11 protein-coding genes and 1 pseudogene are annotated in these 15,694 nt (G+C 70.5%); 7 read left to right on the forward strand and 5 right to left on the reverse strand.

The annotated features are described in order from the left end of the window. The 4 genes from EUC46_RS05850 to EUC46_RS05865 all read right to left on the reverse strand — a co-directional run. Window positions 1–361 (reverse strand): helix-turn-helix domain-containing protein (locus EUC46_RS05850; protein WP_164918760.1); only part of this gene is annotated, 361 nt, incomplete at its 3' end. A 170-nt stretch (window positions 362–531) separates the two neighbouring features. Next, entirely contained in the window at window positions 532–2,352 is a 1,821-nt protein-coding gene (locus EUC46_RS05855) for a hypothetical protein (protein ID WP_128773257.1), read from the reverse strand. Beyond that, a complete protein-coding gene (locus EUC46_RS05860) occupies window positions 2,349–2,576 on the reverse strand; it encodes a hypothetical protein (protein ID WP_128773258.1) in 228 nt (75 codons plus the stop codon). Before EUC46_RS05860 ends, EUC46_RS05855 begins: the two co-directional genes overlap by 4 nt. Window positions 2,577–2,865: 289 nt before the next feature. After that, window positions 2,866–3,513, reverse strand: a complete 648-nt coding sequence (locus EUC46_RS05865) for a class I SAM-dependent methyltransferase (RefSeq protein WP_128773259.1) — start codon at window positions 3,511–3,513, stop codon at window positions 2,866–2,868. 46 nt (window positions 3,514–3,559) lie between these two features. Here EUC46_RS05865 and EUC46_RS05870 point away from each other — a divergent pair, with 46 nt between their 5' ends. From EUC46_RS05870 to EUC46_RS05900, 7 genes and pseudogenes are all read left to right on the forward strand, one after another. After that, entirely contained in the window at window positions 3,560–3,883 is a 324-nt protein-coding gene (locus EUC46_RS05870; protein ID WP_128773260.1) for a hypothetical protein, read from the forward strand. Between the two features lie 61 nt (window positions 3,884–3,944). Beyond that, entirely contained in the window at window positions 3,945–5,405 is a 1,461-nt protein-coding gene (purB, locus tag EUC46_RS05875; protein WP_128773261.1) for an adenylosuccinate lyase, read from the forward strand. Between the two features lie 1,352 nt (window positions 5,406–6,757). Continuing rightward, complete coding sequence (locus EUC46_RS05880; RefSeq protein ID WP_128773262.1) at window positions 6,758–7,039, forward strand: metal-sensitive transcriptional regulator; 282 nt, start codon at window positions 6,758–6,760, stop codon at window positions 7,037–7,039. A 27-nt stretch (window positions 7,040–7,066) separates the two neighbouring features. After that, complete coding sequence (locus EUC46_RS05885; protein ID WP_128773263.1) at window positions 7,067–7,327, forward strand: heavy-metal-associated domain-containing protein; 261 nt, start codon at window positions 7,067–7,069, stop codon at window positions 7,325–7,327. 122 nt (window positions 7,328–7,449) lie between these two features. After that, window positions 7,450–7,641: pseudogene (locus EUC46_RS13515) on the forward strand (heavy-metal-associated domain-containing protein); the annotation flags it as partial. A 1,533-nt stretch (window positions 7,642–9,174) separates the two neighbouring features. Further along, window positions 9,175–11,583, forward strand: a complete 2,409-nt coding sequence (locus EUC46_RS05895; protein WP_128773313.1) for a copper-translocating P-type ATPase — start codon at window positions 9,175–9,177, stop codon at window positions 11,581–11,583. Between the two features lie 208 nt (window positions 11,584–11,791). Further along, the gene (locus EUC46_RS05900) at window positions 11,792–14,536 is read left to right on the forward strand and encodes a lysylphosphatidylglycerol synthase transmembrane domain-containing protein (RefSeq protein WP_128773264.1); all 2,745 of its coding nucleotides are present in this window, start codon (window positions 11,792–11,794) and stop codon (window positions 14,534–14,536) included. Between the two features lie 207 nt (window positions 14,537–14,743). Here EUC46_RS05900 and EUC46_RS05905 read toward each other — a convergent pair whose 3' ends face one another. Further along, complete coding sequence (locus EUC46_RS05905) at window positions 14,744–15,562, reverse strand: inositol monophosphatase family protein (RefSeq protein WP_128773265.1); 819 nt, start codon at window positions 15,560–15,562, stop codon at window positions 14,744–14,746. Window positions 15,563–15,694: the final 132 nt, after the last annotated feature.

Raw genomic sequence — 15,694 nt, forward strand, 5'->3', positions numbered from 1 at the left:
CCTTCACCACGTCCCGCACAGCGGGTACGTCCCAGAAGTCGGCCTTGATACCCGACTTCTCCGGAGGCCGGCTCAGAACCTCCTTCAGCTCCTGTTTCTGGTCCCTGGTCAGCTTCGCAGCATTCTGGTTGCCCGCGTGACCGGTTACCACCGAGTGCAACCGGGTGCGTCGCCATTCCGCCAGCCACTCCCGCACGGTTCTTCCGGTCCGATCAACCATCTTCGCAATAATGTCCACATCAACGCCGTGCGAGGCATAAAGAACCGCCTCCGCCTTCAGCCTCACTAGAACGAGAGTGTCACTGCGTTTCTTCCATCTCAGAAGAACATCGTGTTCCTTCTGCGTCACATCCACTTGCATGCAGGTATTCTACAGCGAGCGGCACATGATTTCCAGACTACTAAACCACAGAATACGATTTTGTTTCATTTCGGCTATAATAGGGCAATAAGGGCAGTTAGGCGCGGGGCGGGCCGGGCGCCGCCCGCGCCCGCCGCCACGGCCCCGGTGTCCGCGTTCAACCGTTCAGCTCAGTGCTCCCGTTCAATGTCGAAGACGTATTCCACGGTCTCGGCGCCGGGCCTGCCCTCGCCGGTGAGCGCCGCCATCTGGTCGCTCCACTCGGCGACTGGCGCATAGTTGGAGTTCTCCAGGCCGGCGGCGGCGTCGGCGTAAACCGAGCCCGCATGCGGGTAGGGGTCGGCGTCCTTCCCGGTGTGGGTGTCGACGGTGACGGTCATGCGGTTGGGGGCGTTCGGGTTGGCCGCCCCGTCGAGGGCCGGGACGGCGTCGCCGCTGTTCTCAATGTGCAGGGCGCTGACATTGTCGGGCAGATCCGCCCCCGCCGTCGGCGCCCCGGCGGTGAGCACGGTGGTAATGGTGAACTGCTCGTTAATGGCGGGGTCGGCGGCAATATTGGCGGCGACGATGCCGCCCTGGGAGTGCCCGTAGAAGCCGACCTCCTCACCGGGCTGGATCCCCGCCTGGCGCATGGCGGTGACCACGGCGCTCTCCATGTCGGTGGGCATTCCGGCTACGCCCTCAAGGTTGGTCTGGAGGTCCATGGGGTTCGAGCCGCCGCTGCCCCAGTCGGCGGTGCCGGGGATAATGACCATCCAGGTGGTGCACCCGTTGTCGTCGGTGGTCTTGAGGATGGAAATGACGCCGGAGGAGTCGTCGGTGTCCTGCGCCATGACCTGATCGGAGTGGCGAATCACCTCTGCGGCGGTGCGCGGGGCGGTGACGGGGGTCCCCGCCGCGGCGCTGCCGCTCATGGGGGCGACCTCCGTTTTGAGGCCGAAGGGGTCCTTCGCCGCCGGCGGCACGGTGACGGCCTGGCCCCCGTGGGGGGTGACCGTCACCCCGGTGGTGGGGCCGTGGATATCGACCCCGCGGGCGGCCGAGGCCATGGCCAGGTAGGCGGCCACCCGCTGCACGGGCGTCAGGGAGTCGGTGTCGACGGTGCGGCTGCCGACCTGGATGGTGTCGGGCAGGGAGCTTCGGATCCTGGTGTCGAGCCCTGGGGCGGTGCGGGCGAGGTAGTCGCTGACCTCGTCCGCCTCCTGCCCGGAGGAGGCGGACTGCACGCTGTTAATCAGGACGGCGAGGGTGACCAGGTCGCCGCCCACCCAGCTGCCCAGCTTGGGGTCCCCGAAGATGGTGCGCAAGGCCTCGATCGCGTCGGACGACGCCGAGGTGCCCACTCGGCCCTTGTTGCTGATCCCGTACAGGAGGTGGGACCACATGACCAGGGACGGGACCGTCGCGGCGGCCGCCGCATCCGCCACGGACTGCCAGGTGGACCCGCCGCCCCCGCCGCCCCCGCTGGAGTGCGCCTGGGACTCGGCGGTGGTGTAGGAGGAGGCGCAGGCGGTGACCTCAGCGGCGAGAATCCGCAGTTCCAGGGCGCAGTTCTGGAGTGAGCCGGACCCGGTGCGGGCGTCGTTAATGGCGTTAATGGCGTTGGACCGCTTGAGTTCAAAGGAGTAGTTGTCCTCCCCCATGGCGGCCATCACCGCCGAGCCGAGCACCCGGAGGCTGGTGGCGTCCACGGGGTTGGCGGGCAGCACGAGCGGGCCGGCGGGCGGCGCCGGCTCTGGCGCTGCTTGGACCTCGGCCAGGGCGGTGGCCATGTGGTTGTCGGCATCGTCAAGGCTGGTGGCGGCGCTCTGGAGCGTGGAGGAGAACTCGGTGAGGTCATCGGTGTTGACCGATACTCCTCCGCCGCTAATGGTCGCGGTCACTCCGGCGGACATCCCGGGCCAGGTCATGAACTGCGGGACCGGGGCGGGCGATGACGTCCCGTCGCCGTTGGGCAGCCCGCCCGAGTCCGGCTGCATGGCGGTGGTCATGACTCCGCTCCGCTCTGGTCGCCTGCCGACTCCATGTCGGCGACAGCCGTCCGAGCGGTGTCAAGCAGCGTGCCCAAGCCGGACAAGAGCGCAACGGCCTCATCGAGACTGGTCTGGCAGTTCTGGGCGGCTGGACCCACCCAGGTGGAGGGGACGGTGCTGGGTACAAGGGCGACGGCGGTATCGGCATCGTCCTCTGCGAGGGTGATAGTCAGGGAGCTCATGGCCCCGACAGTAGAGCGCGGCATCACCGGGCCGCCGGCGCCCTGTGAATGCGGCCGTATCAGGGGTTCAGGAGACGGCCTGTGGTTCTCGGGGTCGATGGGCGGGGGTCCCAGGGCAGATGGGCGGGGTGTTCGCCGCGCCCCCGGGGGGCCAGAGGTACCGGTCGCTAGCGGTACACCAGCGCGCCGGTAAGTCCAGTAAGCGGGGTGGCCGGGCCCTCCAAAGCGGAGTAGCCCCACGTCCCCAGGTAAATCCAATAAGTGGGGTGGCCGGGCTCAGGCGCGGCGGTCAGGTGCCTGAGCCCTCCTCTGTCGCCTGAGCCCTCCTCAGGCACACAATGGCGTCGGCGCGGTGCCCGCTCCGGCCGTCCGGCCCGGTGGCCCGCTGCCAGCGCTCCTCGCAGACCTCAACCGCCCAGCCGGCCACGGCCGGGCCAATTCCTTCCAGGAGCTCGGCGGCGCGGTAAGTGTGGGAGTGATGGGTGTGCCAGGGCGGGTTGACGGCGTGAACGACTACCAGGAGTCGCCCGCCGGGGGCGAGGCGCGCGGCGGCGTCGGCGAGCATGGCGGTCAGGCTCACTGAGCCCTCCTGCGGACCGCCGTGGACGTAGAAGCTGGTGACCAGGTCGAAAGGGCCCTCCGGCAGGCCGGCACCCACGTCGTGGGCGCGCGCAGTCACCCGCCCGTCCAGGCCCCGGCGTCCGGCCTCCTCCAGCAGGCGGCCAATGGCGGTGGCCGACAGGTCCACCCCGGTGACCCGCCAGCCGCGCTCGGCCAGCCACAGGGCGTCGGCGCCCTCCCCGCAACCAATGTCGAGGGCTCGGCCGGGGGGCCAGGCGGCTGCCAGCTCCGGCAGCCAGTCGTTGGGCCTGCCCGACCAGAGCCGGTCCACGGAGGAGTACCGCTCCTCCCAGTGCTGTGCGTGCTCACCCGTCATGGTGCGAGCCTAGCGGCGCCATTGAGACCGCCCGCTCCTGGCGGCCATGTGCCGCCCCGCAGGTGTCTGGCGCGGTTGCGCTACTGATGCGCTACTGAACGCCCTCGACCCCGATCTCACGACGGAGGAGGCCACCACGCTGCTGCAAGACACCTCGCAGCCACCGACCTCGTGCGACCGGGACGCCTGCGGTACTGGCATTATCGACGCCAACGCCGCCGTGACCGCACTGTCGTCCGAGCACACGCCCAGCGCCCCGACCGAGGATCCGGGTACCGGCGAAGGCGCGCCCACCGACGACCCCAGGGACTCCTCCGGCCTGAGAGACACCCTGGAGGACATCTGGGACTACCTCCGCGGAGAGGAGTGACAGCCGGCTGTCGACGAGGGGCCCGGGCGGCGGCACGTGGTGAACCTGACACAATGGGGCCATGGTCGATCTTGCCACTATCACTCCCCCCATTGCCCTGGGCCCGCTGGACGGCCGCTACCGCGCCATTACGGCCCCCCTGGTCAACCACCTTTCTGAGGCCGCGCTCAACCGGGCGCGGCTCATGGTTGAGGTCGAGTGGCTTATTCACCTCACCGAGGGCCGCATTCTGCCCGGCGCCCCGGTCCTGTCAGAGGCGGAGAAGACCTACCTGCGCGGCGTCGTCGAGGATTTCGGCGCCCAGGACATTGCCGAACTGGCCAGTATTGAGGCCATCACCCGCCACGACGTCAAGGCCGTGGAGTACCTGCTCAAGCGCCGCCTGGAGGCGGCCGCCGACGCCGGGGTCGCCGGCGTCGGCGGCCCCACGGTGCTGCCGGGCGTGGGTGAAATCGTCCACATTTTCTGCACCAGTGAGGACATTAATAACCTCGCCTACGCTCTGACCATCCGCTCGGCCGTGGAAGAGGTGTGGCTGCCCGCGGCCCGCGGCCTGGTCGCCGATCTGTCCGCCATGGCCCACCAGCAGGCGCAGACCGCCATGCTGTCGCGCACCCACGGGCAGACGGCCACGCCGACGACCCTGGGCAAGGAGCTCGCCGTCCTCGCCCACCGCCTGGGCCGGCAGCTGCACCGTGTGGAGGCGGCCGAGTACCTGGGCAAGATCAATGGGGCGACCGGCACTTTCGGGGCGCATGTGGTCTCGGTGCCCGGGGTGGATTGGCAGGCGGTGGCACGTTCTTTCGTGGAGTCCCTGGGCCTGGTCTGGAACCCGCTGACCACGCAGATTGAGCCCCATGACTGGCAGGCCGAGCTCTACTCCGATGTCGCCCGTTTCAACCGGATCACCCACAACTTGGCCACCGACGTGTGGACCTACATCTCCCTGGGTTACTTCCGCCAGCGTCTGAGCGCCCAGGGCTCAACGGGATCGTCGACCATGCCGCACAAGGTCAACCCCATCCGCTTTGAGAACGGCGAAGCGAACCTGGAGATCTCCTGCGCGCTGCTCGATGCGCTGGCCTCCACGTTGGTGACCTCCCGACTCCAGCGGGACCTGACCGACTCCACCACCCAGCGCAATGTCGGGTCGGCCCTGGGGCACTCGCTGCTGGCCATTGACAATGTCCGCCGCGGCCTGGCCGGGCTGGATGTTGACGCCGACCGTCTGGCCGAGGACCTTGACACCGCCTGGGAGGTGCTGGGGGAGCCGGTGCAGCAGGCCATGCGGGCCGCCGCAGTGGCCGGGGCCACCGGCATGGCCGACCCCTACGAGCGCCTGAAGGAGCTCACCCGCGGCCGCACGGTCACCCCCGAGGGCATGCGCGATTTCATTGCCTCCCTGGGGATGCCCGACGATGTCGAGACTCGTCTTCTGGCCCTGACCCCCGCCACCTACACGGGCATTGCCGCCCAGCTCGTGGACCACCTGGAGGGCCGCCCTCGGCAGTCCCAGGAGTAGGGGCTCCGGAGGGGGCGGTGGGGTTCCCGGCCGAGCACTGTTCGCAGTGACGCCCGACCGGGCGCGGTAGCCGGGTGCGCCGACCGGGCGCGTTCGGCTACCGCGCCCGGATCTGTTACGGCCTCAGTTGCGGCCCTCATGGACCTTGATGAACCTTAATGGGAGCGGGGGTCTCTCTGCCCCGGGAAACCCCCATAGTGCGGGGAGTGCGGGGGTTGGGTGTGCCTCATGGGGCCGCCCTGCACCTCCCCGGGAGGCGCGCCCGGGTTGCGGCCATCTCCTGGAGCCGGGTTCATCGCCTCCATCAGGGGGCTCAACATGCGGAACATGTGCCTTTGGAACGCCTCTATATGGGCCGCGCTCCTGGGGTCAATGGCGCCAGGGGCCGCCGAGAATGCGAGCTGGGGCGCAATGCCCGCCGGCGGCCCCGGTTGAATCCCTCCCATGGGCGCGCCCGGGGGCGGCCAGCCCGGCACCCCTCCTGGAGGCATCCCACCGGCCGGCGGCCCCGGTTGAGGCCATCCCCCGGGCGCACCCGGAGGCAGAGGGCTTGGAGGCATCTGCCCGGGCACCGAGGGAGGCCTTCCCCCAGGTGCGCCCGAGGGCGGCCAGCCCGGCACCCCTCCCGGAGGCATCCCACCAGCCGGCGCACCCTGGGAAGGTCGTCCCATGGGCGCACCCGGCGGCAGAGGGCTCGGAGGCATCTGCCCGGGCACCGGGGAAGGTCGTCCGGACGGATGGTTCTGTGCCACCACCCCGTCCGTCTGCCCGGGCGCCGGGGAAGGCCTTCTGGTTGTGGGGGCCGCTTGGGGCGGCCTGGTGGTGGGCGAGGACTGACGTCTGACTGTGGGCGCACTCCTCGTCGGACGGCTTGTGGGAGCCGCCTGGGGCGGCCTGGTGGTGCGCGAGGAGGAGCGAGGAGCCCCATCGGCCTTTTTCGGTGCGCGGTCCGCGCCCTTTTCGCCGCCACCCCCAGTTCGCCCGCTTGGGGCGGCGTCGAGCACAGAGACGTCGTAGATGAGGGATCCCGTAAGAGGGTCGCCCAGAACGGTGCCGAAGGGCTCCTCGCCGAAGGAGATGTCAGAGGGGGTCCACCCCAGAGGCGCCCAAGAGGTGTCGTCGTTCACCATATGGCCAGCATCGCATGGATACGGCGGCGCAACCACAGGGGTCGCAGTCTTGCGCCCTCAGCCGGAGCGGGCGACCTCGGGCGGCGCGACCACGGGGGTCGCGGATTGCTCACGGAATCGGCCCGCTCAGGCGTGACGCAGGGGTTCAGCGCTCACTCCCGCCCTTGACATCAATACCCCCCAGGGGTACTTTCGCAGCACCGGACACGACAGGAGAACGCGATGGCCGGCTACACGGGCACCAAGGAGGACTACCTCAAGCGGCTGCGCCGCATTGAGGGCCAGGTCCGGGGCATCTCCCGCATGGTCGAGGCAGACACGTACTGCATTGATGTCTTGACCCAGATCGCAGCCGCCACCAGTGCACTGCGGGCCGTGAGCCTGGGGCTCATGGAGGACCACATGAGTCACTGCGTTATGCGCGCCGCCCAGTCCTCCAATGAGGAGGGCCGCACCAAAATCCGCGAGGCCTCTGACGCCGTCGCCCGCCTTCTCCGGTCCTGACCCACCTCTATCCGCAAGGAGCACCCCATGACCGAGTTCACCGCCGAAGGAATTGACCGCACCACCATTCTTAAGGTCTCCGGGCTGACCTGTGGTCACTGTGTCACTCACATCACCGAGGAGATTGAGGCGCTGCCCGGCGTCAAGAACGTTTCCGTACTGCTGTCCAAGGGCGGCCAGTCGACGGTGACAGTTGTCTCCGACGTCCTTTTGAACGATGCCGCCCTTGCTGAGGCCATTGACGAAGCCGGGGACTATGTGCTCGACTCCATTGAGCGCGACGCCTAACCGGGTCGTCCCGGACATGCGGTTCTCGGTCGCCATTCGCGCCCGCCCTGCTAGGGTCTAACGACGTCCGTCATACCGCTCAGACCGTCCGCGCCCGTCAACCCGAACCGGAAGCCGCGTTCATGAGTGAATCTGTCCTTGCTGTTGTTGACTTGGCTGTGGAGGGGATGACGTGCGCCTCGTGCGTCGCCCGGGTGGAGAAGAAGCTCTCCCGACTCGACGGTGTTCAGGCAGCAGTCAATCTCGCCACCGAGTCCGCCCATGTCACGCTGACCCGACCGGTGAGCAATGAAGAGTTGCTGACCGCCGTGTCCCGGGCCGGCTACTCCGCGAGCGTTCTCAGACGCACACAGGCCCGGGGCAGGCGGGCGGACAGCGCCTCTCAGGAGGCGAGCCCAAGGGCGCGCACCGGTCGCAGGGCCCAGGCACCGGCTGCGGGCGCGGGTCGTGCAGCCTCGCTGGGGGGCGGGTACGAGCCGGCCGCGGTCGGTAGTCGCAGGCCGGCCCCCACCCCTGGGCCGGGCCAAACCGCGGAAGACTCCCAGCGCCCAGAAAACCCGCAGAACCCTCAAGGCGTCGTCGACCGCACAACCAGCACCCGGATCACTCGACGGCGCCGCTCCTCGAGCGCGCAAACCTCTCGCCCCGAGGACACGACTCCAACTACTCGACGCCGTCGAGCTGCCAGCACAGAACCGCAGACCGAATCCCGCTCCGCCCGACGGCGCCGGGCAGAGCGCGCCGAGGCCTCCCGCACTGAAACGGCCCCGAGGGACGAGGGCACCCCAAGGACCGGACGCGGGGCGACCCCGACCCAGGGACACGAGGCCCCCACCGGGCGCCGGGCCACACCCGCCCCCCGAACAGGCCGGACCGCGGAGGGCCCCCAGCGCCCCGAAACCCCGCAGAACCCTCAGGGCGTCGTCGACCGCACAACCAGCACCCGGATCACTCGACGGCGCCGCTCCTCGAGCGCGCAAACCTCTCGCCCCGAGGACACGACTCCAACTACTCGACGCCGTCGAGCTGCCAGCACAGAACCGCAGACCGAATCCCGCTCCGCCCGACGGCGCCGGGCAGAGCGCGCCGAGGCCTCCCGCACTGAAACAGCCCCGAGGGACGGGGGCACCCCGGGGACCGGACGCAGGGCGACCCCGACTCAAGGACACGAAACCCCCACCAGGCGCCGGGCCACACCCGCCCCCCGAACGGACCGGACCGCGGAGGGCCCCCAGCGCCCAGAAACCCCGCAGGGCCCCGCCAGCACCCCGGCCGGGACCCGCACCTCACGACGCAGACGAGCCACCCTGGCACAAACCCCGCAGACCGAATCCCGCTCCACCCGACGGCGCCGGCCCGCAGGTACGGAAACGCCTCGCACCGAGGCCACGACCCCAACCCGACGACGCCGGGCAAGGCACACGGAGGCCGCCGAGGGCGCCCCACCGGTTGATCGCGCAGCCGCGTCCCGCACTGAGACCACTGAGGCGCGTCATGCCAATGCCGTTCAGGAGGGGACCGGCTTCGCGTCCTCAACGTCCCGACCAGGTGCCCCTGACTCCGGCAGGAGTCCCAGGCGCCGCAGGAGGGCCGTCGCCCCCCGAGAGTCGGGCTCTGAGCGCGGTGCGCCCGCAGCCTCCGGTGGGACACGGCGGCGTCAGTCCGCGACACCTGCGGGAGCCAGCGACCCGGCTGCTCCCGCGCCCGCGGATCTCGTGGTCCTGCCGGATCTTCCGGCGCAGTCGGATTCAGGTCGGGCGTCCGTACTACCCGCATTCGCAGGGTCCGCGGCCCCGTCCTCCTCGTCCTCCCAGACCGCGACCACTTCGTCACCGGCGCCCGCGGCCATGAGTCCTGCAGGTACGGCCTCCGTGCTCTCGGTGACCGAGCCCGAGGCCCCCCTGGCGGACAGTCGATCGGAGGCCGCTTTCTCCGCCGCCGAGTTCCTGGACTCCCCAGGTGTCGACCTGGGTTCGGCGACCCCAGCACCATTGGAGTCCGCCGCCCTAGCGGCCGGTCCTTCGGACATCGAGCCTCTTGTAGTTGAGCAAGCGGGGGCCGGGTCCCCCGCGGTCGCCTCCCCGGACTCCGCGCCTGCGACCCCTACATCCCCGGACTCGTCCCCGGACTCCGCACCCGTGGCGGCCACGCCGTCGGACACCGACCCCCTCCCCTCGGCCCCGGCCCGGCGCCCCCTGGGGCAATCCCACCTGGTGCGCGCCGCCGCGCTGCGCGTGCGCCTCATTGTCTGCCTGGTCCTGTCCATCCCGATCATGGCCATCTCCATGCTCCCAGTGCTCCAGGTGACCGGCTGGCAGTGGCTGGTGGCCGGCATGGCCCTGCCGGTGGTGACCTGGGGGGCCTGGCCCTTCCACTCCGCAGCGCTGCGCGGGCTCCGCCACGGCACCACCACCATGGACACGCTGGTCTCCCTGGGGGTCCTCGCCGCCACCGGCTGGAGCCTGTGGGCACTGATCCTGGGCGGTGCCGGAGAGCTGGGCATGACCATGTCCATGGAGTTCCTTCCCCGCTCCCAGAGCCACCACCCGCACCTGTACTTCGAGTCGGCGGCCTGGGTGACCACCTTCCTTCTGGCCGGTCGCTACGCGGAGGCGCGCGCCAAACACCGTTCAGGCGACGCGCTGCGGGCCCTGCTGGAGATGGGCGCCAAGGAGGTCACGCGGGTGCGCCTGCGCTCCCCTTCCGGCTCAACTCGCACCGACGCCGTGCTCACCCCCGAGGGGGCCCCGCGCAGCAATGCCGTACGCGAGCAGGAGCGCGTAGCTGTTGACGTCTTGGTCGTCGGGGATCTTTTCGCGGTCCGCCCCGGGGAGAAGATCGCCACCGACGGTGTTGTCGTCGAGGGCCACAGCGCCGTGGACGCCTCTCTGCTCACCGGGGAGTCGGTGCCCGTCGAGATCGGCCCGGGCGACGCAGTCACCGGGGCCACAGTCAACACCTCCGGGGCGCTGCTGGTGCGGGCCTCCGCCGTCGGCCAGAATACGACCCTGGCGCGGATCGGCCAGATGGTCACGGCGGCCCAGGCCGGCAAGGCCCCCGTCCAGCGGCTGGCCGATCGCATCTCAGCGGTCTTCGTCCCGGTGGTCCTCGTCCTGGCCGCCGCGACCCTGGGGGCGTGGCTCCTGGCCGGCTACCCGCTACAGGCAGGGATGACGGCCGCGGTCGCAGTGCTGGTCATCGCCTGCCCGTGCGCCCTGGGCCTGGCCACCCCCACGGCGCTGCTGGTCGGCTCGGGGCGGGCGGCCCAGCTCGGCGTGGTCATTAAGGGCCCGGAGATTCTGGAGTCCACCCGCACCCTGGACACCATCGTTCTGGACAAGACCGGCACCCTGACCGAGGGGCGCATGAGCCTGAGCATCTCCGGGGTCGAACCGGAGGATCTGCGCCTGGCGGGCGCCCTGGAGGCGGCCTCCGAGCATCCTGTGGGCGTTGCCATTGCCGAGGCCGCCACGGAGCACCTGGGCGCCCTGCCGCCGGTGGCGAGCTTCACCAACCACGAGGGCCGCGGGGTCAGCGGCGACGTGGAGGGTCATAAGGTGACCGTCGGCCGCCCCGACTGGGTGGAGCGCGACCTCGGGGTGTCCTTGCGCCAGCCGCAGGTTGACGCCGTCGCCGCAGCCCAGGCGACCGGGGCCACCGTGGTGGTCCTGGTGGTCGACGGGCGGGCCCGCTGCGTCCTGGCGGTGCGCGACACGGTGCGCCCCAGCTCGGCACTGGCCGTGGCCCGGCTCCGCAGGCTGGGGCTGCGCCCCATGCTGCTGACCGGGGACAATGCCCGGGCCGGAGCGCACGTGGCCACACAGGTGGGGATTGACCCGGCCGATGTGCATGCCGAGGTCCTCCCGGGAGGCAAGCGCGATGTCATTAAGTCCCTCCAGGAATCCGGGGCCATAGTCGGCATGGTCGGCGACGGCGTCAACGACGCCGCGGCCCTGGCCCAGGCGGGCACCCGGGGGCTGGGCATGGCCATGGGCCAGGGCGCCGACGTGGCCATTGAGGCCGCGGACATTACGCTGGTGCGCGCCGACCTGCAGGCGGTCGTTTCCGCCATACGGGTCTCGCGGGCCACGCTGCGGGTCATTAAGCAGAACCTGTTCTGGGCCTTCGCCTACAATGTGGCGGCCATCCCCCTGGCGGCTGCGGGCCTGCTCAACCCCATGATCGCCGGGGCGGCCATGGCCTGCTCGAGTGTCATTGTGGTCAGCAACTCACTGCGTCTGCGCAAGGCGAGTTGAATGCCACTGCGCGAGCAGGGGCCTCGTGCGCCCGGGTCGGCCGTACCGCTCCTGACCTGCACCGTCCCAGGGGGCCTCGTGCGCCGGGTGGGCGGGAAGGACGGGGAAGGATGGGAAATGAAATAGGGAAGGCGACGACTGCGGCGGGGCCTTCTCCCCCCCCCGCGGTACGAGGCGTTCCATTGCCACCCCCTTATAAACTCGCGCCATGAGCGATGCGGCGCCCACTCACCCCGAGCACCCGGCGGAGTCCTCTAGCGCCTCCCCCGACCCCCCGGTGACCTCCCCAGTCGGCATTCCCCGCATCGGACTGGCCCCCGCCCCGCAAACCACACCCACTCCCCGCCCCACAACACGCTCCCGCACCCTGCTGGTCGACGTCGCCCCCAAGCGCCTGCGCCGCACCGAAGACCTCCTCGACCTGGCCCTCAGCGGCGTGGGCATCGCCGCCGTCCTGCTCCTGGCCGCATACGCCCACGCCACCACCACCGGCGTGACTCAGGACGTCCAGAACGCCCTGGCCGTCGTCCTGCACAAGATCCTCGTTTTCCCCCTCCAGGCCATGGAGGGCCTGGCAACCTTCATTCTGCCCCTCGCCGTCCTCCTGGACCGCACCCTGCGACGCTCCTGGTACAGCGCCGGCGAAGCCGTCCTGGGCGCCATCGGCGGCTACCTCGCCGCCCAGGCAAGCCTTCTGATCATTACCACCTGGGCGCCCGAGGCTCTCATCTCCGGACTGACCGTCACCGCCTCGGGCACCGCCCGGGTGGGCATCTCCGCCGTCCTGGCCTCCCTGGCCGGGCTCCTGACCGGCGCCGGTGAGCGCATAAGCTCCACCACGGTGCGCAACGGGTGGGCCGCGCTGTGGGTCATTGTCGGCCTGGCGGTGCTGCGCAGCGCCCTGACCCTGCCCGGAGCCATCCTGTCCATCCTGGTGGGCCGCGGCATTGGGCTCCTGCTGCGGATCACCCTGGGCGTGGAGGACCGGCGCGCCCATGGCATTGCCCTCATTCGGGCCATGCGCCGGGCCGGCGTGGACGCCGTGCGGGTGGTGCGCATGGACCACGCCCCCGAGGCCCGGGCCTGGTCGGTCACCACCGACGCCCCCTTGGGCTACACCGAGCAGGTCCGTGAGACCCCCTTGACCGCCCCGGTCACGACGGACTCCGAGGACGCCCCAGCGCCGTCCCCGCCACAACCGGCCCTGGTGGCCCAGGAGGGCACCAACTCCCTGTCCCCCGCCGACGACGTCGACCTGGGCGCCGTCCTCACCGAGGCCTCCAGTGCGGCCCTGGCCGAGGGCCGCCCCTCAGTGCACCGCATCTACGCCGTATGGGACTCCTCCGGGCGGCGCCGCGACGTCACCCTCCTGGACTCCGACCGCCAGATGGCCGGATTCCTGGGCACCTTGTGGGACCGGATCCGGGTCAAGGGCCTGTCCCCCAACCGTGACCTGTCGGTGCGCAGCGCCGCCGAGCACGCCGCCCTCATGACGCTCACGGCCCGGCGCGCCCGGGTCCGCACCCCCCGGCTCTTCGGTATGGCGGAGGTCGACGAGTCCGTCCTTCTGGTCACCGACCACGTCGAGAGGGCGCGCTCCCTGGTGGATCTGGGGCCCGGGGTCAGCGACGAGCTCCTGGCCCAGCTGTGGGACCAGCTGCGCCACGCCCACGCCGCCGGGCTGGCCCACTGTTCGCTGGATGCCGCCACCGTCGTCGTCGACGCCACCGACCGCCTATGGCTCCTGGACTGGGACTCCGGGGAGACGATCTCCTCCGAGCTGTCCCGGCGGGTGGACTTGGCGCAGGCCCTGGCCCTGGTGGCGACCGTGGTGGGTGTTGAACGCGCCATTGCCACCGCCAGCCAGGCGCTGAGCACAGAGCAGCTGGCCTCCATCGCCCCCATGCTCCAGCGGGTGGTGCTGCCGGCCTCCACCCGCGACGCCATGGGGCGGCGCGGCAGGCTCCTCCAGGAGTTGCGCGACGCCCTGGTGGCCCTCACGCCGACGGCGCACGCCGAGCCCGCCCGCCTGACCCGCTTCTCCCCGCGCACCGTCATTATGGCCATTGTGGCCCTGGTGGCCCTGTGGACGCTTCTGGCCCGCATGAATCTGGCGCAGATCAGCGACGCCGTCTCCCAGGCGAATATCTGGTGGATCCTGGGGGCCCTGGTCTTCTCCCTGGCCACCTACGTCGGCGCCGGCCTGGCCCTGGTCGCATTCAGCCCGGTGCGCCTATCAGTGTGGCGATCCACCGAGGTCCACCTGGCCTCCTCCGTGGTGGCCCTGGTAGCGCCCGCCGGCGTGGGCGGGGCCGCCATCAACCTGCGCTTCCTGGCCCGTAAGGGCGTGCCCACCGCCGTCGGCGTGGCCACAGTCACCCTGGTGCAGGTGGCGCAGTTCCTGGTGACCGTCGTCCTGCTCATTGTCCTGGCCGCCACCACCGGGCAGTCCACGGGCCTGACGCTTCCCAGCGGATGGGTGGTGCTGGCGGCCGTGGTCCTGGTGGTCGCGGTGTCGGTGGCCCTGCTCATCCGCAGAGTGCGCACCTGGATCTGGAGCAAGATCGAGCCGACTTACCGCCAGGTCTGGCCGCGCCTGGTGTGGATCATGTCCAACCCCAAGCGCTTGGCCGTGGGCGTGGGCGGCACACTGCTGCTCTCCTTGAGCTACGTCATGGCCTTCGGGGCCAGCCTGTGGGCCTTCGGGTACACGCTGCCGTTCTCGGTGCTGGCCATCACCTATCTGGCGTCCAACACGGTGGGCTCCGTGGTCCCCTCGCCCGGCGGCATCGGGCCGGTGGAGATCGCCCTGACCGCCGGCCTGGTGACAGCTGGGGTACCCAGCGGCGTGGCCCTGTCCACGGCCATTGTCTACCGTCTGGTGACCTTCTGGATTCCCATCCCCGTGGGATGGTTGAGCCTCCAACGCCTGCAAAAGCACGGCGACCTGTAGGGCCCGCCCCGGGGGCACGGGATCTGGACGCAGGAGCGCGGGATCCGCCCAGGACTCCGTCAACCGGGCCTTCTGTTGAGCAGGCCTGCCCGCAGGGGCGCGGGATCCGCTCGGCGTGCCGGGCGGAGTCCGCTAAATCCCTGGGCTTGCCCGCAGGGGCACAGGGCCCGCCCAGGGCGCGGCCCGCTGTCACGCCCCGCCAGGTTGTTACGCCTCCGCCGCCAGCAGCTGGGCCATCTGGGCGCGAGCGCTCGGCGTACCGGCGAGCAGGGACCCGGGTTCGCGCACGTCCAGACGACTGCCGTCCATGCGGGTGACGCTGGCGGCGCATTCGCGGCAGATGAGGACGCCTGCAGCGCAGTCCCAGGGTTGGAGTTGCGGGTGGATCAGGGCGCCGGCGCGGCCGGCGGCAACCTCCACCAAGTCCAAGGCCGCCGACCCGTAGCAGCGCAGCCCGCGGGTGGTTTCAATGATCGGGAGCAAACCGCTGATGGTGGTCACGGTGTGCAGCTGGGCAATGACCACGCCGTCGGCCAGGGGAAGATCCTCCACCGGTTCCATGGGGACCAGGGTGGGGGCGGGCCCGGCCCCCGGGTGAGTCAGGGCCGCACTGGGCAGCAGGGCTCCGGTCAAGGCCCCCTGGCCGGCGATGGCCAGGTAGAGACGGTTGTCGACCGGGTCGGCCACAACCCCCAGGACCGGTTCGCCGTCCTCGACCAGCGCCAGAGAAATCGCCCAATGCCGATGGACGGCCACGTAGTTCAAGGTGCCGTCGATGGGGTCCAGGACCCAGACGCGGCCGTCCCAGGAGTCCACCGTGTGCCCCTCCTCGCCCAGGAGCGGGTAGCCGGTGGGGGCCAGGTGTTCGGCGATCAGGGCTTCCACGGCACGGTCGACCTGGGTGACCATGTCGTTACGGTGGCGCTTGGTGTCAACGCGCAGGGCCTGCCCGGGGTCGAGGGCGAGCATGGCACCAGCGCGAACCGCCTCCAGAGCCTGGGCGAGCAGAGCGTCGAGGTCATTCATGTTACGAGGGTATGCCGGTGGGGCTGGCTGAGGAATGGAATAGTGCTGTGGAGTCGATCCTGACCCTTGCACTGTGACTCATCCCGCCCTCCCGGGGCGCTGCGCCTCCCGGCGGGAAAGCACTCCCCCACC

Origin of the sequence: Actinomyces oricola, assembly GCF_004104015.1 — a bacterium.
Lineage (GTDB): Bacteria > Actinomycetota > Actinomycetes > Actinomycetales > Actinomycetaceae > Actinomyces > Actinomyces oricola.

What these genes read in the sequence shown, in the direction of transcription:
- EUC46_RS05855 (WP_128773257.1), bottom strand. Translation starts at nt 2,352, where the DNA reads ATGACCACCGCCATGCAGCCGGACTCGGGCGGGCTGCCCAACGGCGAC.
- EUC46_RS05860 (WP_128773258.1), bottom strand. Translation starts at nt 2,576, where the DNA reads ATGAGCTCCCTGACTATCACCCTCGCAGAGGACGATGCCGATACCGCC.
- EUC46_RS05865 (WP_128773259.1), bottom strand. Translation starts at nt 3,513, where the DNA reads ATGACGGGTGAGCACGCACAGCACTGGGAGGAGCGGTACTCCTCCGTG.
- EUC46_RS05870 (WP_128773260.1), top strand. Translation starts at nt 3,560, where the DNA reads ATGTGCCGCCCCGCAGGTGTCTGGCGCGGTTGCGCTACTGATGCGCTA.
- purB (WP_128773261.1), top strand. Translation starts at nt 3,945, where the DNA reads ATGGTCGATCTTGCCACTATCACTCCCCCCATTGCCCTGGGCCCGCTG.
- EUC46_RS05880 (WP_128773262.1), top strand. Translation starts at nt 6,758, where the DNA reads ATGGCCGGCTACACGGGCACCAAGGAGGACTACCTCAAGCGGCTGCGC.
- EUC46_RS05885 (WP_128773263.1), top strand. Translation starts at nt 7,067, where the DNA reads ATGACCGAGTTCACCGCCGAAGGAATTGACCGCACCACCATTCTTAAG.
- EUC46_RS05895 (WP_128773313.1), top strand. Translation starts at nt 9,175, where the DNA reads ATGAGTCCTGCAGGTACGGCCTCCGTGCTCTCGGTGACCGAGCCCGAG.
- EUC46_RS05900 (WP_128773264.1), top strand. Translation starts at nt 11,792, where the DNA reads ATGAGCGATGCGGCGCCCACTCACCCCGAGCACCCGGCGGAGTCCTCT.
- EUC46_RS05905 (WP_128773265.1), bottom strand. Translation starts at nt 15,562, where the DNA reads ATGAATGACCTCGACGCTCTGCTCGCCCAGGCTCTGGAGGCGGTTCGC.